General features: G+C 62.0%; 19 protein-coding genes and 1 pseudogene. 18 read left to right on the top strand and 2 right to left on the bottom strand.

Annotated features, from left to right (window positions below; genetic code table 11):
- Positions 1 to 19 precede the first annotated feature (19 nt).
- The 9 genes from DELCS14_RS11850 to DELCS14_RS11890 all read left to right on the top strand — a co-directional run bounded on the left by DELCS14_RS11850 (position 20) and on the right by DELCS14_RS11890 (position 8,112).
- Positions 20 to 1,048, top strand: coding sequence for an amidohydrolase family protein (locus DELCS14_RS11850; protein ID WP_012206251.1), 1,029 nt, complete (start codon positions 20 to 22; stop codon positions 1,046 to 1,048).
- Positions 1,049 to 1,081: 33 nt separating this feature from the next.
- Complete coding sequence (ligK, locus tag DELCS14_RS11855) at positions 1,082 to 1,765, top strand: 4-carboxy-4-hydroxy-2-oxoadipate aldolase/oxaloacetate decarboxylase (protein ID WP_013801814.1); 684 nt, start codon at positions 1,082 to 1,084, stop codon at positions 1,763 to 1,765.
- A 13-nt stretch (positions 1,766 to 1,778) separates the two neighbouring features.
- Entirely contained in the window at positions 1,779 to 2,696 is a 918-nt protein-coding gene (locus tag DELCS14_RS11860; RefSeq protein WP_013801815.1) for an amidohydrolase family protein, read from the top strand.
- 48 nt (positions 2,697 to 2,744) lie between these two features.
- Complete coding sequence (gene ligA, locus DELCS14_RS11865) at positions 2,745 to 3,203, top strand: protocatechuate 4,5-dioxygenase subunit alpha (protein WP_012206248.1); 459 nt, start codon at positions 2,745 to 2,747, stop codon at positions 3,201 to 3,203.
- 1 nt (position 3,204) lies between these two features.
- The gene (locus tag DELCS14_RS11870; RefSeq protein ID WP_013801816.1) at positions 3,205 to 4,074 is read left to right on the top strand and encodes a class III extradiol dioxygenase subunit beta; all 870 of its coding nucleotides are present in this window, start codon (positions 3,205 to 3,207) and stop codon (positions 4,072 to 4,074) included.
- 82 nt (positions 4,075 to 4,156) lie between these two features.
- Entirely contained in the window at positions 4,157 to 5,116 is a 960-nt protein-coding gene (locus DELCS14_RS11875; protein WP_012206246.1) for a Gfo/Idh/MocA family oxidoreductase, read from the top strand.
- Positions 5,117 to 5,167: 51 nt separating this feature from the next.
- Positions 5,168 to 6,052, top strand: coding sequence for a 4-hydroxyphenylpyruvate dioxygenase (locus DELCS14_RS11880; protein ID WP_012206245.1), 885 nt, complete (start codon positions 5,168 to 5,170; stop codon positions 6,050 to 6,052).
- A gap of 65 nt (positions 6,053 to 6,117) precedes the next feature.
- Positions 6,118 to 7,014 carry a sugar phosphate isomerase/epimerase gene (locus DELCS14_RS11885; protein ID WP_013801817.1) on the top strand — a complete coding sequence of 299 codons (897 nt, stop codon included), beginning with the start codon at positions 6,118 to 6,120 and terminating at the stop codon, positions 7,012 to 7,014.
- A gap of 72 nt (positions 7,015 to 7,086) precedes the next feature.
- Positions 7,087 to 8,112 carry an aldo/keto reductase gene (locus tag DELCS14_RS11890; protein ID WP_013801818.1) on the top strand — a complete coding sequence of 342 codons (1,026 nt, stop codon included), beginning with the start codon at positions 7,087 to 7,089 and terminating at the stop codon, positions 8,110 to 8,112.
- A gap of 16 nt (positions 8,113 to 8,128) precedes the next feature.
- Here DELCS14_RS11890 and DELCS14_RS11895 read toward each other — a convergent pair whose 3' ends face one another.
- Positions 8,129 to 8,644: a DUF4440 domain-containing protein gene (locus DELCS14_RS11895; RefSeq protein WP_013801819.1), complete on the bottom strand. Its 516-nt coding sequence runs from the start codon at positions 8,642 to 8,644 to the stop codon at positions 8,129 to 8,131.
- A 446-nt stretch (positions 8,645 to 9,090) separates the two neighbouring features.
- Between DELCS14_RS11895 and DELCS14_RS11900 the strand changes: the two genes are divergently transcribed.
- From DELCS14_RS11900 to DELCS14_RS11905, 7 genes and pseudogenes are all read left to right on the top strand, one after another.
- The gene (locus DELCS14_RS11900) at positions 9,091 to 10,329 is read left to right on the top strand and encodes an MFS transporter (protein ID WP_013801820.1); all 1,239 of its coding nucleotides are present in this window, start codon (positions 9,091 to 9,093) and stop codon (positions 10,327 to 10,329) included.
- 251 nt (positions 10,330 to 10,580) lie between these two features.
- On the top strand, positions 10,581 to 11,327 hold the full coding sequence (locus tag DELCS14_RS29835; protein WP_081816168.1) for a hypothetical protein: 747 nt from the start codon (positions 10,581 to 10,583) through the stop codon (positions 11,325 to 11,327).
- Positions 11,320 to 12,330: a 3-dehydroquinate synthase II gene (locus DELCS14_RS29840; RefSeq protein WP_013801822.1), complete on the top strand. Its 1,011-nt coding sequence runs from the start codon at positions 11,320 to 11,322 to the stop codon at positions 12,328 to 12,330. The genes DELCS14_RS29835 and DELCS14_RS29840 overlap by 8 nt, the downstream gene beginning before the upstream one ends.
- Positions 12,330 to 13,169 (top strand): shikimate dehydrogenase, encoded by an 840-nt coding sequence (aroE, locus tag DELCS14_RS29845; RefSeq protein WP_013801823.1) that lies wholly within the window; start codon positions 12,330 to 12,332, stop codon positions 13,167 to 13,169. The genes DELCS14_RS29840 and aroE overlap by 1 nt, the downstream gene beginning before the upstream one ends.
- Positions 13,170 to 13,199: 30 nt before the next feature.
- Positions 13,200 to 13,577: a hypothetical protein gene (locus tag DELCS14_RS29850; RefSeq protein ID WP_141441589.1), complete on the top strand. Its 378-nt coding sequence runs from the start codon at positions 13,200 to 13,202 to the stop codon at positions 13,575 to 13,577.
- A 244-nt stretch (positions 13,578 to 13,821) separates the two neighbouring features.
- A pseudogene (locus tag DELCS14_RS31180) lies at positions 13,822 to 13,997 on the top strand (IS110 family transposase); the annotation flags it as partial.
- Between the two features lie 16 nt (positions 13,998 to 14,013).
- Positions 14,014 to 14,634, top strand: coding sequence for a transposase (locus tag DELCS14_RS11905; RefSeq protein WP_043821240.1), 621 nt, complete (start codon positions 14,014 to 14,016; stop codon positions 14,632 to 14,634).
- Positions 14,635 to 14,689: 55 nt separating this feature from the next.
- On the opposite strand, the gene DELCS14_RS11910 is transcribed toward DELCS14_RS11905, so the two are convergent.
- Complete coding sequence (locus DELCS14_RS11910) at positions 14,690 to 15,460, bottom strand: IclR family transcriptional regulator C-terminal domain-containing protein (protein ID WP_013801825.1); 771 nt, start codon at positions 15,458 to 15,460, stop codon at positions 14,690 to 14,692.
- Between the two features lie 259 nt (positions 15,461 to 15,719).
- Between DELCS14_RS11910 and DELCS14_RS11915 the strand changes: the two genes are divergently transcribed.
- Positions 15,720 to 17,108: an MFS transporter gene (locus tag DELCS14_RS11915; RefSeq protein WP_013801826.1), complete on the top strand. Its 1,389-nt coding sequence runs from the start codon at positions 15,720 to 15,722 to the stop codon at positions 17,106 to 17,108.
- A gap of 33 nt (positions 17,109 to 17,141) precedes the next feature.
- Complete coding sequence (locus DELCS14_RS11920) at positions 17,142 to 17,975, top strand: ThiF family adenylyltransferase (RefSeq protein WP_013801827.1); 834 nt, start codon at positions 17,142 to 17,144, stop codon at positions 17,973 to 17,975.
- The last annotated feature ends 65 nt before the right edge of the window (positions 17,976 to 18,040 follow it).

The raw sequence follows: 18,040 nt of genomic DNA on the forward strand, positions 1-18,040 counted from the left end.
AGACGCAGGAGACCATCCGATGATCATCGACGTACACGGCCACTACACCACCGCGCCCGCGGCCCTGGGCGCCTGGCGCGACCTGCAGATCGCAGGCCTCAAGGACCCGTCCAAGGCCCCCAGGGCCAGCGACCTGAAGATCAGCGACGACGAGATCCGCGAGACCATCGAGACCAACCAGCTCAAGCTGATGAAGCAGCGCGGCTCCGATCTCACCATCTTCAGCCCGCGCGCCAGCTTCATGGCCCACCACATCGGCGACTTCCAGACATCGAGCACCTGGGCCGCCATCTGCAACGAGCTGTGCTACCGCGTCAGCGAACTGTTCCCCGAGCATTTCATCCCGGCCGCCATGCTGCCGCAGTCGCCGGGCGTGGACCCCGCCACCTGCATTCCCGAACTGGTCAAGTGCGTGGAGCAGTACGGCAACGTGGGCATCAACCTGAACCCCGATCCTTCAGGCGGCCACTGGACCTCGCCCCCGCTGTCGGACCGCTCCTGGTATCCCATCTACGAAAAGATGGTGGAGTACGACATCCCCGCGATGGTCCACGTCTCCACCAGCTGCAACGCGTGCTTCCACACCACGGGCGCCCACTACCTGAATGCCGACACCACGGCCTTCATGCAGTGCCTGACCAGCGACCTGTTCAAGGACTTCCCCACGCTCAAGTTCCTGATCCCCCATGGCGGCGGCGCCGTGCCCTACCACTGGGGCCGCTTCCGCGGCCTGGCGCAGGAGCTCAAGAAGCCGCTGCTGGACGAGCACCTGCTCAACAACATCTTCTTCGACACCTGCGTCTACCACCAGCCCGGTATCGACCTGCTGACCAAGGTGATCCCCGTCAAGAACATCCTGTTCGCCAGCGAGATGATCGGCGCCGTGCGCGGCATCGACCCGACCACGGGCCACTACTACGACGACACCAAGCGCTACATCGAGGCCACGGCCAACCTCACCGAAGAGGAGCGCTACCAGGTCTACGAAGGCAATGCGCGCCGCGTGTTCCCGCGCATGGACGCCGCCCTCAAGCAAAAGGGCCTGTAAACAGGCCGCCACCACAGATCCAAGGAGAACACCATGTACGAACTCGGTGTGGTTTACCGCAACATCCAGCGCGCCGACCGCGCGGCCGCCGACGGCCTGGCCGCCCTGGGCTCGGCCACCGTCCACGAGGCCATGGGCCGCGTGGGCCTGCTCAAGCCCTATATGCGTCCCATCTACGCGGGCCAGCAGGTCTCGGGCACGGCCGTCACCGTGCTGCTGCAGCCCGGCGACAACTGGATGATGCATGTGGCCGCAGAGCAGATCCAGCCCGGCGACATCGTGGTCGCGGCCGTGACCTCGGAATGCACGGACGGCTACTTCGGCGACCTGCTGGCCACCAGCTTCCAGGCGCGCGGCGCACGGGCGCTGATCATCGATGCCGGCGTGCGCGACGTGAAGACGCTGCAGGAAATGAATTTCCCCGTGTGGAGCCGCGCCATCTCCTCCAAGGGCACGATCAAGGCCACGCTGGGCTCGGTCAACATCCCGGTGGTCTGCGCAGGCATGTGGGTCACGCCCGGCGACGTGATCGTGGCCGATGATGACGGCGTGGTCTGCGTGCCCGCCGCCAAGGCCGCCGCCACGCTGGAAGCCGCGCAAAAGCGCGAAAGCTTCGAGGGCGAGAAGCGCGCCAAGCTGGCTTCCGGCGTGCTGGGCCTGGACATGTACAAGATGCGCGAGCCCCTGGAAAAGGCCGGCTTGCGCTATATCGATTGAGGAGGAGAAGCGCATGAGCAATTTCGAGAAGACCCCCGGCTGGCTGGACTGGTACGCCGGCCCCTCCAAGCCCAAGTTCCAGGTGCCCGCAGGCGCTGTGGATGCCCACTGCCACGTCTTCGGCCCCGGCGATGAATTCCCCTTCGCGCCCGAGCGCAAGTACACGCCCTGCGACGCCAGCAAGCAGCAGCTGTTTGCGCTGCGCGACCACCTGGGCTTTGCGCGCAACGTCATCGTGCAGGCCACCTGCCACGGCGCCGACAACCGCGCCATGGTCGATGCCTGCAAGGCCGCCAACGGCAAGGCGCGCGGCGTGGCCACGGTGCGCCGCAGCGTGACCGATGAGGAGCTGCAGGAGCTGCACGCCGCCGGCGTGCGCGGCGTGCGCTTCAACTTCGTCAAGCGCCTGGTGGACTTCACGCCCAAGGACGAGCTGCTGGAGATCGCGGGCCGCATCGCCAAGCTGGGCTGGCATGTGGTCATCTACTTCGAGGCCGTGGACCTGCCCGAGCTGTGGGACTTCTTCACCAGCCTGCCCACCACCGTGGTCGTGGACCACATGGGCCGCCCCGATGTGAACAAGCCCGTGGACGGCCCTGAGTTCGAGCTGTTCCTCAGGTTCATGCGCGAGCACCAGAACGTCTGGAGCAAGGTCAGCTGCCCAGAGCGCCTGTCCGTCACCGGCCCCAAGGCGCTGGACGGCGAGCAAAATGCCTACCGTGACGTGGTGCCCTTCGCCCGCCGCGTGGTCGAGGAATTCCCCGACCGCGTGCTGTGGGGAACCGACTGGCCCCACCCCAACCTCAAGGACCACATGCCCGATGACGGCCTCCTGGTCGATTTCATCCCGCACATCGCCCCCACGGCCGAACTGCAGCGCAAGCTGCTGGTGGACAACCCCATGCGCCTTTACTGGCCCGAAGAGGCCTGAAGGCGACCATGTCCGGCCTGGGTGCCGGACATATTCAAGGAGATATCCATGGCATTGGACAAACCCTATCTGGACGTGCCCGGCACCATCATTTTTGATGCCGAGCAGTCCCGCAAAGGCTACTGGCTCAACCAGTTCTGCATGTCGCTGATGAAGGCCGAGAACCGCGAGCGCTTCAAGGCCGACGAGCGTGCCTACCTGGACGAATGGGCCATGAGCGAGGAACAGAAGCAGGCCGTGCTGGCCCGCGACCTCAACTGGTGCATGCGCACGGGCGGCAACATCTACTTTCTGGCCAAGATCGGCGCCACGGACGGCAAGAGCTTCCAGCAGATGGCAGGCTCCATGACCGGCATGTCCGAAGAGGAATACCGCAACATGATGGTGGGCGGAGGCCGTTCGGCCGAAGGCAACCGCCGCGTGGGCGAGGAGGGCGATGCCCAGGCCCACCGCCAGCCGCAGGGCAAGGCCGGCAGCGTGGACAAGAACAACAAGGAAGGCAACTGACATGGCGCGCATCACCGCATCCGTCTACACCTCGCACGTGCCCGCCATCGGCGCGGCCATGGACCTGGGCAAGGCCGACGAACCCTATTGGCAGCCTTTGTTCAAGGGCTTCGAGCACTCGCGCCAATGGCTCAAGGACAACAAGCCCGACGTGATCTTCCTGGTCTACAACGACCACGCGACCGCGTTCAGCCTGGACTTCATCCCGACGTTTGCCATCGGCACAGCCGCTGAATACCAGCCCGCCGACGAAGGCTGGGGCCCGCGCCCCGTGCCCAAGGTTGTCGGCCATCCGGAGCTGGCCAGCCACATCGCGCAGTCGGTGATACAGCAGGACTTCGACCTCACCATCGTCAACAAGATGGATGTGGACCACGGCCTGACCGTGCCGCTGTCGCTGATGTGCGGCCAGCAGGACGCACGCACGGGCGCCTGGCCCTGCCCGGTGATTCCGTTTGCCGTCAACGTGGTGCAGTACCCCGTGCCGTCGGGCCAGCGCTGCTTCAACCTGGGCCGTGCCATCCGCCGCGCCGTGGAAAGCTTCGACGAAGACCTGAACGTGCAGATCTGGGGCACGGGCGGCATGAGCCACCAGTTGCAGGGCGCGCGTGCGGGCCTGATCAACAAGGAGTGGGACAACCGCTTCCTGGACCTGCTGATCGAGAATCCGGCAGGCTTGGCGAAGATGCCGCATATCGACTACGTGCGCGAGGCCGGCTCCGAAGGCATCGAGCTGGTGATGTGGCTGATCGCGCGCGGTGCCATGGCCGATGTGGATGGCCCCGCGCCGCTGCCCAAGGTCAACCACCGCTTCTACCATGTGCCTGCGTCCAATACGGCCGTGGGACATCTCATCCTGGAGAACGGCTGAGGCCCCCACGTTCATCACTGCGTGTATTCACTGCCCCCCGAGGGGGCCTTCGCCTCCTTGAGGCGGCTCTACGGAGACTCATATGAGCAACAAGACCATCAAAGTCGCCCTGGCGGGCGCCGGTGCCTTCGGCATCAAGCACCTGGACGGCATCAAGAACATCGACGGCGTTGAAGTCGTCTCCCTGGTGGGCCGCGAGCTGGCCAAGACCCAGGAAGTGGCCGACAAGTACGGCATCAAGCATGTGACCACCGAGCTGGCCGACAGCCTGGCCCTGCCCGAGGTGGACGCCGTCATCCTGTGCACGCCCACGCAGATGCATGCCGCCCAGGCCATCGAATGCCTGAAGGCCGGCAAGCATGTGCAGGTGGAGATCCCGCTGGCCGACAGTCTCAAGGACGCGCAGGCCGTGGCCGATCTGCAAAAGCAGACCGGCCTGGTGGCCATGTGCGGCCACACGCGCCGCTTCAACCCCAGCCACCAGTGGGTGCACAAGAAGATCGCGGCCGGCGAGTTCAACATCCAGCAGATGGATGTGCAGACCTACTTCTTCCGCCGCACCAACATGAACGCGCTGGGCCAAGCCCGCAGCTGGACCGATCACCTGCTGTGGCACCACGCTGCCCACACCGTGGACCTGTTCGCCTACCAGGCCGGCAGCCCCATCGTGAAGGCCAATGCCGTCCAAGGCCCCATCCATCCGGAGCTGGGCATTGCCATGGACATGAGCATCCAGCTCAAGGCCGCCAATGGCGCGATTTGCACGCTGAGCCTGTCGTTCAACAACGACGGCCCGCTGGGCACCTTCTTCCGCTACATCGGCGACACCGGCACCTACATCGCGCGCTATGACGATCTGGTCAACGGCAAGGAGGAGAAGATCGACGTTTCCAAGGTCGATGTGTCCATGAATGGCATCGAGCTGCAGGACCGCGAGTTCTTCGCCGCCATCCGTGAAGGCCGCGAGCCCAATTCCAGCGTGGCCCAGGTGCTGCCCTGCTATCAGGTCCTGCACGACCTCGAGCAGCAACTGCAGGCCTGACCCGCCCGGCGAGCCGTCGCAGCGCACCATGTTTCCATCCGGAGTACCGCAATGACCGATTCCTCCTCCAGCAGCCGGGAAGACGTGCCCGAGGCGTCCAATCGCCTCGGGATCGACGGCATAGAGTTCATCGAGTACACGACCAGCCAGCCCCAGGCCCTGGGCCAGGTGCTGGAGGGGCTGGGTTTTCGCCCCGTGGCGCGGCACCGCTCGCGCGAGGTGACGCTGTACCGGCAGGGGGACATGAACCTGGTGGTCAATGCGGGCGCTGCCGATGCGTTGGCCAATGCCGCCTCGGACGGGCAGCCCGTCATCTCGGCGGTGGCGCTGCGCGTGCAGGATGCCCTGCAGGCGCATACGCGCTGCATCGAGCTGGGAGCCTGGGCGGCGCCCAGCCAGGCCCAGGCGATGGAGCTGCACATCCCGGCCATCCACGGCCCGGGTGGCAGCCGCTTCTACTTTGTCGATCGATGGCAGGAGTTCTCCATCTATGACATCGATTTCAAGCCCATCGCCGGGGCCGATCCCCATCCACCGGCGCTGGCCGGCCTGGGCTATTTCGGCGTGGTCCAGTACATAGGGCGTGGCCGCAGCGCCGACTGGATCACCTACTTCGAACGCATGTTCGACTTCCACTTGCTGCCCGACGCGCAGCGCTTCGGCATCCTGCCCAAGGGCAAGCTCATGCGCAGCCCCTGCAAGCGCTTCCTGTGGCAGCTCATCGAGCCCGATCCGGGCCTGGAGTGGGACGACATGCCCGAGCGCCTGCAGCGCATCGGCCTGGGCACCACCGACGTGCCTGGCGCCGTGCAGGCGCTGCGCCAGCGCGGCGTGGAGTTCGTGGAATCGAGCCGTCTGCACCCCGATGACCGCGGTGCGCTCACGCGCAACGCCATGGGCACCGTGGTGTTCGAGCTGGTGCACCGCGACGCCTAGCGCAAAGCCTGGCGCGCCGCCGTCCGATTCAACCGCCGATACACACAACGATCCTGGAGGGCAACATGGGCTTGCTGGACAGCTATGGCATGGACACCATCACTCTGAATGGCTCGCTGGAGGCCAAGCTCGACGCCATCCGGCGCGCGGGCTTCACCCAGGTCATGCTCAGTGCGCGCGACCTGGCCGGCCATCCGGGCGGCGTCAAGGCGGCAGCGGCGGCCGTGCGCGCCAGCGGCCTGCGGCCCACGGGCTTTCAGGTGCTGCGCGACTTCGAGGGCCTGTCCGACCACCTGCACCACTACAAGGTGGACATCGCCAAATCCATGCTGGAGATGTGCGCCGAGATCGGCAGCCCCGTGCTGCTGGCCTGCTCGTCCACCTCGCGCCATGCCACGGGCGATCTCGACGTGATTGCGCGCGACCTGCGCAAGCTGGCCATGCTGGGCATTCCGCTGGGCGTGAAGATCGCCTACGAGGGCCTGTCCTGGGGCCGCTCCGTCAATGAGTTCACCACCAGCTGGGACGTGGTCTGCCGTGCCGACACGTCCAACCTGGGCATCGGGCTGGACTCCTTCCACATCCTGGCCGCCAAGACGCCGCTGGACGCGCTGGAGATGATCGACCGCGACAAGATCTTCCTGGTGCAGCTGTCCGACTTCATGTGGCACGACGCTCCCACCTTCGAAGAGCGCATGGCCACGGCGCGCACCTTCCGCGTGTTCCCGGGCGAGGGCGTGCACAGCGAGCGCCTGGCCGACCTGGTGCTGCGCCTGGACCGCCTGGGCTACCGGGGCGATTACAGCTTCGAGGTCTTCAACGACGACTACCAGCAACTGCCGCTGGACACCGTGGCCGAGCGTGCGCGCCGCAGCGCCATGTGGCTCAACGACGACGTGCTGCACCGGCCCGTGCCGCTGCCGGCCTGGGCGCGCACGGGCGTGAGGGGCACGTCGGTTTGACGGCAAAATGGGCCTTCGACATTGCAAGGGAGCGCTGGCCGCTCCCTTGCTTCTTTTCCCTGTGAGAAAACCATGACCAACCTGTCCACACGCCACCTGGGTCCCTTCTCCGTCAGCGCCGTCGGCCTGGGCTGCATGAACCTCAGCCACGCCTATGGCCATCCGCCGTCGCCCGAGCAGGGCAAGGCCGTGCTGCATGCGGCGCTGGACGCCGGTGTCACCCTGTTCGACACGGCGGCGCTGTATGGCTTCGGCGCCAACGAATCCCTGGTCGGCCCCGTGCTCAAGTCCCACCGCAACCACATCACCCTGGCCAGCAAATGCGGCATGGCCGGCGTGCGCGGCGAAGACGGCGTGGTGCGCCGCGTGATCGATGGCCATCCCAAGACCCTGCGCCGCAATTGCGAAGACAGCCTGCAGCGCCTGGGCACCGATGTCATCGATCTCTACTACCTGCACCGCTGGGACCGCCGCGTGCCCATCGAGGAATCGGTGGGCGAGATGTCGCGCCTGGTGGAAGAGGGCAAGGTGCGCGCCCTGGGCCTGTCCGAGATCGGCGTCGACGCGCTGCGCCGCGCCCATGCCACCTTCCCCATCGCCGCGCTGCAAAGCGAGTATTCGCTGTGGTCGCGCAATGCCGAACTGGGCACGCTGCAGGCCTGCAAGGAACTGGGCATTGCCTACGTGGCCTTCAGCCCGCTGGGCCGCGCCTTCCTCACCGGCAAGCTCCAGGAGGTCGAGGGCCTGGTCAAGGGCGATATCCGCGCCGCCATGCCGCGCTTCGCGCCCGAGGCCTATGCGAAGAACCTGCAGCTGCTCGCGCCCATGCAGTCGATTGCCGAGCGCGCCGACTGCACGCTGGCCGAGCTGGCCATCGCCTGGGTGCTGCACCAAGGCGAGCATGTGATTGCCCTGCCGGGCACCACCAGCGTGGACCATCTGCACGAAGACCTGCGCGGCGGCGCCGTGCGCCTGGATGCTGCCCTGCTGGCCGAACTGGACGACCTCTTCAAGCCCGAGCGCATCCAGGGCGACCGCTATGCCGTGGCCTCGCAACGCGAGGTGGACACGGAAAAATACGCGTTCGAAACCGTCTGAACACGCCGCAGGCCGCTCATGGCATGGATGCGGCCAGGTCGAATAGCGCCGTGGGCGTGCCCTGGTGGAAGCGCATCTGCCAGCCCCGGGCCGTGCGCAGCCAGAGCGAGGAGCGCAGCGTATGCCGGCCGGCCGTTCCATCCTCGGCCACGCTGGCCGAGCGGTAGGTCAACAGTGCGCTGTCCGGCCCCAGGCGCGCCAGCGCAAAGCCGCCTGACACCAGCCGGGCAGGGGGCCCTGCTGGCAAGGCGGCCGCCAGGCTGTCCACGGTGGCGGCCCGGTCGTGCACGCCGCCCGATCGGCCGAATTCCAGGAAGTCTTCATGCAGCAGCGCCTGCAGCTGGCCTGCATCCGATCGCACCTGCGGATCGTGCAGCCGCACTTCCAGTGCCTGCAGATGCTGCAGCAGACGGTCGTCGCCGCCATGCACGCCGGGGGTCGTGACCTGTGCCGACGTGCGTGCGCCCAGCACAGGGCAGTGGGCAGCGTCGGAGGGTTGGGGCGGTGGCGAGGGGACATGGCGTGGGTGCATTGGGCGTGTCAACAGGGTAGCGGCGCGGGGATGTCGAGATCAACTATGCACGATCCGTAGCGGCACTAGGCGCGCATGCCCGGATGTCGCGACCGCGCGAAGCTTGTGGAAGTGGCAGCGTGCTTGATTTACAACGACAAGCCTTCGGTACTGCGCGGTGCGCGGATCGTCGCCTGCGATCGCCGGTCCGAAACCCCCGCCCTGACGTGCGGCGGTTGTGTGGCCGGCACCACTGCGATGACTCCACACGGATAGTTTTCGGCATTCGCTGGCTTGGGATAAACCCGCAATCTGAGCGATCAATGGACTATTGTGTTCGATGAGCGAACGCGAGCCGCTGCTCCATGCTAGGAGAGCGCGGTCTTCGTTTCTACAGTCGTGCTCATGCATCTGCTTTTGCACTTCCACGTTCGACGCGTTCTGCGCGGTAACCAAGCTCCATTGAAATGAGCTGTACCGACTACGGCCCGTGCCGCACCGTCTCCTTTGCATTACTGCTGCCGCTGCTACTGGCCGCGCAGGTGGTTGCCACCGATAGTTATCTGCCGGCGTTGCCTGAGGTCGCCCGTGACCTGGGCTCGGCCAGCAGCAGCCTGACCGTGTTCATGCTGGCCTTCGGCGTCGCCCAACTAGCATGGGGGCCGTTGGCCGACCGCTTCGGGCGCCGGCCGGTGCTGCTAGTGGGGCTGGCCTGCTATGCGGTCGCGGCGGCCGGCTGCGCGCTGGCGGGCAGTGCGAACGCCCTGGTGGCCTGGCGGGCCCTGCAGGGCGCGGCCATGGCGGCCATACTAGTGTGCGCACGGGCCGCGGTGCGCGACCTATATCCGGCCCATGAAGGGCCGCACATCATGGCCCGCGGCCTGACGGGCTTGGGCATAGTGGCCCTGGTGGCTCCGATAGCCGGCGCATGGGGCGTCCAGACGGCCGGTTGGCGGTGGGTGCTGGGGGCGATGGGGGTCTACTCGCTCGCGTTGCTGGTGCTGTGCTGGCGCACCTTCAGCGAGACGCAGCAAGCGGAGGAGGAGGTGGCCCCTGTCTTCGCATCTGTATCCACTGGCGGAGTGCGCCAGGTGTTCGCCAGCCCCAGCTTTCGCGCCTGGACGGCGCTGGCCGCAACCACCTACGGCGGCATCTTTTGCTTTTTGCTGCTGTCGCCAATGGTGTACGTCGACCTGTTCGGCCTGTCGCCTGCGCGCTATGGCTGGATTCCAGCGGGCGGCTCGCTGGTTTACATCCTCAGCACCACATGGTGCCGGCGTTTGCTGTCACGGCGCGGTCCGGTGCGCACGGTGCAGTTGGGCGCTTCGCTCAGTCTGCTAGGGCCGTGCATTCAGATCACCGGCTGCGTACTGGCGCCGACCTCGCCCATTCCATTGTTGTTAGGGCATGCGGTGTACGCGTTGGGAAATGGCATCCACCAGCCTTGCGGCCAAGCGGGCGCGGTGGGTGAACTGCCGCCGCAGCTGGCCGGGAGGGCTGTGTCGTGTTCGGGCTTTGTGATCATGTGTGTGGCCTTCTGTGCCGGCCAGCTGGCGGCGCAATTTGTTGATCCGACGATGCACCACGGTGCCTGGCCGATGGTGTTGCCTATGGCGCTGGCGGGCGTTGTGCTGGTTCTGATCGCCTTTGTCTGGCTGCCGTGGTTGTATCGGGCGCGGGCGGCGGAAATGGTTCAGCCATCATGAGTTTGCTGCTGTAGTTCAAATCCGATAAAGCCTTGGCTTTGCTCAAACTAAAGGAGTATTCGGCTCGAAAAATTAATAAAAGATATTTTTTATAGTCCGCGCCTGATTTATGTTAGTTGTATTTGTGTAGAACTATATTTCGCCTAAAAGTGAATTAAGATCGGGCTTTAAAATCTTAAAAAATGGGAGGTTTCAGGAGTATCAGAGGTCTGATCTATTTTTGAGAGATTCTGTGTGGAAATATTGTTTAAATGGAATTAAATATGTTAAATCATAATTCAAGTTATATTTTTGTGGCACTTGATCATGGCATATCTATGGGGTCAATAGATGGGTTGCATGATATGGGTAAAACGATAGGAGACATCCTAGATGGGCCGGTGGATTTTTTGGTTGTCAATAAAGGCACGTTCCGCCGGTACAGGAATATCATTGAAGACGCTCGTTGTTTCATAAATATTTCTGCGGCTTACCGGAACTCTCTCGAAAAGGTATTGGTTGCAACACCTGAAGAAGTGGCGGCGATGGGTGCTTATGGCGTTTCTGTACATGTTAACCTTGGAAACGAGCATCAAAGTAATATGCTCAGAGACTTAGGTGGCGCTGTGGAGCAATGTGCAAGGTTGAATCTAAAATTATTGGCAATGATGTACCATCGTTCCTATAGTCAGAACGGCGAAGTGGTCGAACTACGGGACCCCGAAACCTTGAGCCATCTCTGCACCGTTGCTGCAGAGCTAGGTGCAGATTTTGTGAAAATTGCAGCTCCAAACCCAGCCTCTGGGTTAAGCGAAGTTGCCCGTAGTTGCCCTATCCCGATTTTAATCGCCGGTGGATCCAAAACAACTACGAATGAAGTAATTTGGAATGTGAAGCAGGCGATTAAAGCGGGTGTTGCCGGTGTGTCATTCGGCCGAAACATATTTCAAAGCGAAAACATTGCGCTAGTTCTCGAGAATATTAAAAATGCGATGCGAGAGGAAATTTGTCATGGCTAGGGAATTTTGGCTTCTGGTAAAAGATTGGAAGAAAGAAGTTGTAATGGATGCGATAGAAATTGGATTCAATGGTATCTTCACGCCACCGGAATATATAGCTCAAATCAGAGAATTGGCTCGCGTGAAAATAATCTCTGCCGATCCTGAAGCCGACATGATTTTAGGTACCGACGTTTTTGAGTTGCACCTTGACGAGAAAAACGCAGGATCAACGCTCAAGACCCCAAGCAGTGATGCTCCCGTTATTCTTTATAGCGATGATTGGCGTGTGATACCAATGGAAAATCTTTTGGCTTCTAGGTCAAATGTTATTCAGCATGTTCGGTGTTATGAAGAAGCGGAATTAAGCCTTGAGTCGCTTGAGCGAGGCGCCGATGGCATCCTTCTTGAAACTAGCTCGGTAGAAGAGATTAGGCGGGTCGGTCAACTTATTACAAGAGGAAATACTGAACGCATCTTGTTCGACACGGCGCAAGTAACTTCGATTTCTCAGGTTGGTGTTGGCGATAGAGTGGCAGTTGATTTTTGCTCGCTACTTGAGGATGGTCGGGGGGTGCTGGTTGGTAATTCCTCTTCTTTTCTTTTTCTAGTTCAGAACGAAAATGTCGATAATCCTTATTGCGATAAAAGGCCGTTTAGAGTCAATGCGGGTGGCGCACATTCTTATGTGCGTATGCCATTTGATGAAACAAAATACCTCATAGAGCTTCAGACTGGTATGTCAGTTTTGACAGTTGATCCCAATGGGGAATCTAGGTCGACCCTGGTTGGTAGAAGCAAGATGGAAAAAAGATCTATGTTGCTTATTAATGCTAAAGTTGGTGATAGATTAGGTTCCATCTTGCTTCAGAATGCGGAAACCATAAGGCTAACGAAGCCTGGTGGTGAAAGTGTTTCGGTTACTAAAATTGAACCTGGAGACGAAATCTTGGTTCAGTTGGATGCACTTTCTTTTGGGAGGCATTTTGGTAAAAGGGTAAAAGAAACGATTAGGGAGAAGTGATGAATGTAAAGATTGCTGGACATACTTCTATTTGTGTGGTTGTTGGTGATCCGATAGAATTTACCTTGTCACCAAAAATGCACAATGCAGCTTATCGTACTCTTGGTATCGATGATAAATTTGTATTTGTTTGCTGCGAAGTCAATAAAGAATATACCTCGAAGATTGCAGATTTTGCTCGCGTAATGGGTGTTTGTGGGCTAGCAGTTGCAAACCCTCACAATACTAAGATTGTCCAGTACCTAGATGAAGTCGACCCTGTTGCTGAATTGATCGGTTCGGTCAATACTGTTGTGAATAGAAAAAACAGATTGATTGGGTACAATACCGACTGGGTCGGCGCTGTTACTGCTCTTGAGCTAATCACCACGCTAGATAAGAAGAAGGTTGCTATTCTTGGCGCGGGCGGGGCTGCTAGAGCGATTGCGTTTGGATTGCGCGAGCGTGGATCGGATATTTCTATTTTCGCGCGAGACATCAAAAAAGCTTCGGCCTTAGCAAGGCGCGTCGGCGCTGTCTCATTGACGTTCGAGGAGATAGCTGGTGTGGCTGACTATGACATTATCGTCAATGCGACTCCCATTGGTAAATCTCCATTTCAAAATATATCGCTGGTGTCAGCTTCTTGTCTTAATTCCGATCAGGTTGTGATGGATGCAGTTTACCTTCCCCTGAAAACTCGACTCCTGGTCGAAGCGGAAAAAATAGGTGCAAAAATAGTACCTGGGATGGAAATGCTTTTGCACCAAGGAGCGGCGCAATTTGAGATACATACAGACTGCAAAGCTCCTCTTGATGCCATGCGAAGCAGCTTACTGAATATTTTTCAGGCCGTTTAATCTAACTGCAAAGGGAGCCTCCTCGGCTGTGTGCAACTCACATTCAAGGATGCCGCATACCAGAGCACAGGAACCAGTCGAATTTTGGCCGATGGTGTTGTCTATGGCGCTGGCGGGCGTTGTGCTGAGCAAAATGGATGGGCACCTCGCCGCAATCCGCTCAAGGGCGCGCTGGGCGATGCACTGCATGCAGTGATGTGCGTCGCCGAGCACAACCTGCGCCTGAACCTGGCCGCGCCGCGGCTTTATTGCACCCGCTTCGGGCTACCGATGCAGTGGGCCATTGCTGCACTGGCCCCGCGCCCGGTGAGCGCAAACCTGCCTGTGGCTGAGAACGGAATTGTTCAGTGCGTACTCTTTAAGTATCGGACCGGCTCGGGTAGCCCTAGTGGGCTCTGGGATTTTTGAAGCCTATGACTGAGCACTGGGTGCCTGAGCCGTACCGTCCTTATCTGCAGCCCAAACGCTTGTAGGAACTTGAAGTTCGCATAGACAAGCATGGGAGTGAGAAGACGTGTCCGACTCTGTTTTTATCGGTATTGATGTCTCCAGCCACACGCCGGAGATCGCCAGTAGCGACCAGTTCAAGACCTGGCAGGTCGCCAACGACGTCAGTGGCATCGAACAACTCGTCCACCAAGCCATAGCCCTGGCGCCGGCCCTGGTGGTGCTGGAGGCTACCGGCGGCTACGAGTTCGAGGCGGCCTGCAGGCCGCGGGCCTGGCGGTGGCCGTGGTCAACCCGTGCACGGTACGTGACTTCGCCCGCGCCACGGGGGCATTGGCCAAGACCGACGCACTGGTTGCGCGCATGTTGGTGGCCTTCGCCCACGTGCTGCACCAACATGCCGAGCGCAAACGCTTCGTTAAGCCGCTGGCCGACGCCGAGCTCCGCACGCCCGAGCATCGAGCGGGTCATCGAGTTCCTCAAGCACGAAATCGGCGATAGCGAAGCGCAGGCGACCACGCATTTGCAGCGCCTTCATGCCGCGCTGGTCGGCGTGGCGCCCTTGAACCGCGACTCTGGCCAGATGCGTGGGCAGCGTTGCATCTGGGGTGGGCGCGCCGATGTGCGACAAACGCTGTACATGACCACCATCACGGCAGTACGACACAACTCGGCACTCCACGCCTGCTACGAGCGCCTGCGGGTGGCCGGCAAGCGCAAGAATGTTGCCCAGGTCACCTGCATGCGCAAGCTGCTGACGATGCTCAACGACATTGCCAAACATGGCTCAATGTGGGATTCGACTATGCATAGTGCTTGGCGAGCAAGACGGTTGCTCAGTCGCACCAACGCGACCCCTCTGACACAGGCGCTGGACAAGCCCTCGGTCCCCAGGCTGCTCACGATGTTGCCCTGGGCATGTAGGCCGGTCGAGCTGACGAACTACAGGAAGAGCGGCAGCAGTCCGGAGGCGTCGCAGTGCAGTCCCAGATTGTGCAATCGCTGTCCCATCGCCTGAAGATGCAGCAAAAGCGCGAGGTCGCAGTCGCATCCCTGCCTAGCCGGCGCATGCATCAGATCAGATCCCGCATGGCCTGCGCCGTCTCACGCAGCACGGGCAGCACGCGGGCAACGGCGTCCTTGCCGGTTTCGTGGCCCATGGGCATGGTTACGTTGAGCGCGCCCGCCAGCGTGCCGTGGCGGTCACGCAGCGGCACGGCAATGCCGCGCGAGTCCAGGTTGAGCTGCTGTTCGCACAACGCCCAGTCCTGTGAGCGGATCAGCGCCAGCTCACGGCGCATCTGGCTAGCGCTGGTGATAGTGTGAGGTGTGAAGACGGTAAGCGTGTGGTTTCCTAACCAGTGCTCCAGCTCATCGTCGGGGCGTAAAGACAGCATCAGCATACCTGCGGCCGTGACCTGGGCCGGCACGCGCGCGCCCAGCACATAGCCGGTATTCATGTTGCGGTTGGGGCCGTTACGCGCGATGTAAACCACCTCGTCGTCGTCCAGCATCGCCAGGTAGGCAGTCTCATAGGTGCCGGCCGCAACGCGCTGCAAGAAGGGCTGGACGATGCGCGGCAGCCGTGCCGACTCCAGGTAGGACTGCCCCAGCCGCAGCACGCGCGGCGTAAGCCAGAACAGCTTGCCGTCCCCCGCGACATAGCCCATGTGCTGCAGCGTCAGTAGATAGCGCCGCGCAGCTGTGCGCGTCATGCCCGTACGCTGGCCGGCCTTTGTCGCCGTCATGCGTGGATGCACGTCGTCGAAGGCTTCGATGATGGAGACACCGCGCTCCAGGCCGGCAATCCAGTCGCGGGGATCGAGTAAGGGGGCAGTGGTCATGCAAGGCGTGGCTTCGGTATTAACCCTGAGTGTGTTCGATCATCGAACCGTGCTGAACGATCAGTGCACAAGCTATGGCAAATGGTCTTTGATTTGTCCATAGTAGAAAACTATATTTTCCACGACCCGTCGGCCTACCAGCAAGCATCCGTCAAAGGTTTTCCGCTGAGATGCTTTGAGACAAAAAGCTGTCGCCCTGGTGCCGCGGACCTTGCGCAGCATGGGGGCGCGGGGGCATTTTTCATGGAGGAGACAAGACATGAGCGCAACATCGATCGACACGCAGCAAGGCCTAAACCAGCCTGGGAAGGCCGCGACCAGCGGCTGGATTGGCTCGGCCCTGGAGTACTACGACTTCTTCATCTACGCCACGGCGGCTGCGCTGGTCTTTCCGCAGATCTTCTTTCCGCAGGGTGATCCGGCGATTGCCATCATCGCCTCGCTGGCCACCTATGGCGTGGGCTATGTGGCGCGGCCCATCGGCGCCTTCGTGCTGGGCCACCTGGGCGACACGCACGGGCGCAAGCAGGTGCTGGTGTGGTGCATGTTCCTGATGGGCTTTTCCACCATCGCCGTGGGCCTGCTGCCCACCTATGACCAGGTCGGCCTGTGGGCGCCCGCGCTGCTGGTGCTGATGCGGCTGATCCAGGGCTTCGCGGTGGCCGGCGAGATCTCGGGAGCCAGCGCCATGATCCTGGAGCATGCCCCCTTCGGGCGGCGTGGCTTTTTCGCCTGCTTCACTCTGCAGGGCGTGCAGGCCGGCCAGATCCTGGCGGCGGCCGTTTTCCTGCCCCTAGTCCACTACATGCCCGCCGAGCAGTTCAACAGCTGGGGTTGGCGCGTTCCCTTCATCCTGAGCTTCGTCGTCATCATTGCGGGCTGGATCATCCGCCGCGAGGTCAACGAGACGCCAGCATTCACCCATGCAGGAGCTAGGAAGGAGCGCGCGCCCTCGCCCGTGGTCGATGCGTTCCGCCACCATTCTCCCGACATGCTGCGCGTGGTCTGCATGGCGCTGATGAACGTGATCCCCGTGGTGGCCACCATCTTCGGTGCCACCTATGCGGTGCAGCCCGCCTACGGCATCGGCTTCGCCAAGGACATATACCTGTGGATTCCCGTGGTGGGCAACATTGTGGCCGTGCTGGTGATTCCCTTCGTGGGCAGCCTGTCCGACCGTATCGGACGGCGCCCACTCATCATCGTCGGCGCGCTGTTGTCGGGCCTGCTGGCCTTCGGATACCTGTACGCCATCAGCATTCGCAACATGCCGCTGGCCTTCGTGATGTCCATCCTAATGTGGGGCGTGGTCTACCAGGGGCACAACGCGGTGTATCCCAGCTTCTATCCTGAGCTGTTCCCCACCCGCACGCGAGTCTCGGCCATGGCCATCTCGCATAACATCGGCACGGCCATCACTGCCATGCTGCCCGCGCTGTTCACCGCCGTCGCGCCTCCAGGCTCGGCCAACGTCTGGCTGACGGTGGGCGCCATCACCTTCGGCATCACCATTCTGGCAGCCCTGGCCGCCTGGAGCGCCCGCGAGACCTATCGCATCCGCATGGAGGAGCTGGGCGAGCCCGGCGCCCGCGCCGTTGAAGCCTCCGAATACGACCGCCTGCGTGCCCAGGCTATGGCCCGTCGCTGAACCTCGACAACCGAAAGCAATGAGCTCCAGGAAATGATTTCCGGAAAAACCACCCTCATCGCGCACATCGGCGACCCGACCGAGACCTTCAAGTCGCCCATGATCTACAACCCATGGTTCGACGGCCGGGGCATAGACGCCTGCGTCGTGCCCATGGGCGTGAAGGCGGCGCATTTCGCGCCGGACTTCGCGGCCATCATGCGTTTCACCAACCTGCGCGGCGCGCTGATCACCATGCCGCACAAGGTGTCCGTGGTGGACCTGGTGCACGAGGTCACGCCCGCCGTGCACATTGCAGGCGCCTGCAATGCCGTGCTGCGGCGCGAGGATGGCTCGCTGCTGGGCGACCAGTTCGACGGCGCAGGCTTTGTGCGCGGCGTGCTGCGCAAGGGCCGGCAGCTGCAGGGCGCGCGGGTGCTGATTTCCGGCGCGGGTGGCGTAGGGTCGGCGATTGCCGCCTCGCTGGCGGCAGCCGGCGTGGGCGAGTTGATGCTGTTCGACACACGGGCTGAGAGCGCGCAGGCCTTGGCGGGGCGGCTCGCTGCCTACTACCCGAGGATGAAGGTGGGCACGGGCTCCAGGGACCCGCAGGGCTTTGACGTGGTCGTCAACGCCACGCCGCTGGGCATGAAGGCCGATGACCCGCTGCCGTTCGATGTGCAGCGCATTGCGCCCACCACCTTTGTGGGCGAGGTGGTGATGAAGTCCGAGTTCACGCCCCTGCTGCGCGCCGTGCGCGACAAGGGCTGCGACTTCCAGGTGGGCACGGACATGCTGTTCGAGATGATTCCCGCCTACCTCGAATTCTTCGGCTTCGGCAGCGCCACGCCCGACGAGCTGCGCGCCACCGCCCACATCTCCTACTGATCCAGCCGACAGACAACCGGCCCTGAATGCGTCCAGGGCAGGGCGCAGCCACGCCCGAAAAAGCA

This window comes from Delftia sp. Cs1-4 (assembly GCF_000214395.1).
GTDB lineage: Bacteria > Pseudomonadota > Gammaproteobacteria > Burkholderiales > Burkholderiaceae_C > Comamonas > Comamonas acidovorans.

Bases quoted from the DNA above. Each gene is read 5' to 3' on its own strand.
- aroE (WP_013801823.1), top strand. From the start codon at position 12,330: ATGAATGTAAAGATTGCTGGACATACTTCTATTTGTGTGGTTGTTGGT.
- DELCS14_RS11875 (WP_012206246.1), top strand. From the start codon at position 4,157: ATGAGCAACAAGACCATCAAAGTCGCCCTGGCGGGCGCCGGTGCCTTC.
- DELCS14_RS29835 (WP_081816168.1), top strand. From the start codon at position 10,581: ATGGAATTAAATATGTTAAATCATAATTCAAGTTATATTTTTGTGGCA.
- DELCS14_RS11900 (WP_013801820.1), top strand. From the start codon at position 9,091: ATGAGCTGTACCGACTACGGCCCGTGCCGCACCGTCTCCTTTGCATTA.
- ligK (WP_013801814.1), top strand. From the start codon at position 1,082: ATGTACGAACTCGGTGTGGTTTACCGCAACATCCAGCGCGCCGACCGC.
- DELCS14_RS11920 (WP_013801827.1), top strand. From the start codon at position 17,142: ATGATTTCCGGAAAAACCACCCTCATCGCGCACATCGGCGACCCGACC.
- DELCS14_RS11860 (WP_013801815.1), top strand. From the start codon at position 1,779: ATGAGCAATTTCGAGAAGACCCCCGGCTGGCTGGACTGGTACGCCGGC.
- DELCS14_RS11905 (WP_043821240.1), top strand. From the start codon at position 14,014: ATGCCGAGCGCAAACGCTTCGTTAAGCCGCTGGCCGACGCCGAGCTCC.
- DELCS14_RS11895 (WP_013801819.1), bottom strand. From the start codon at position 8,644: ATGCACCCACGCCATGTCCCCTCGCCACCGCCCCAACCCTCCGACGCT.
- DELCS14_RS11885 (WP_013801817.1), top strand. From the start codon at position 6,118: ATGGGCTTGCTGGACAGCTATGGCATGGACACCATCACTCTGAATGGC.
- DELCS14_RS29840 (WP_013801822.1), top strand. From the start codon at position 11,320: ATGGCTAGGGAATTTTGGCTTCTGGTAAAAGATTGGAAGAAAGAAGTT.
- DELCS14_RS11880 (WP_012206245.1), top strand. From the start codon at position 5,168: ATGACCGATTCCTCCTCCAGCAGCCGGGAAGACGTGCCCGAGGCGTCC.
- DELCS14_RS11915 (WP_013801826.1), top strand. From the start codon at position 15,720: ATGAGCGCAACATCGATCGACACGCAGCAAGGCCTAAACCAGCCTGGG.
- DELCS14_RS11850 (WP_012206251.1), top strand. From the start codon at position 20: ATGATCATCGACGTACACGGCCACTACACCACCGCGCCCGCGGCCCTG.
- ligA (WP_012206248.1), top strand. From the start codon at position 2,745: ATGGCATTGGACAAACCCTATCTGGACGTGCCCGGCACCATCATTTTT.
- DELCS14_RS11890 (WP_013801818.1), top strand. From the start codon at position 7,087: ATGACCAACCTGTCCACACGCCACCTGGGTCCCTTCTCCGTCAGCGCC.
- DELCS14_RS11870 (WP_013801816.1), top strand. From the start codon at position 3,205: ATGGCGCGCATCACCGCATCCGTCTACACCTCGCACGTGCCCGCCATC.
- DELCS14_RS11910 (WP_013801825.1), bottom strand. From the start codon at position 15,460: ATGACCACTGCCCCCTTACTCGATCCCCGCGACTGGATTGCCGGCCTG.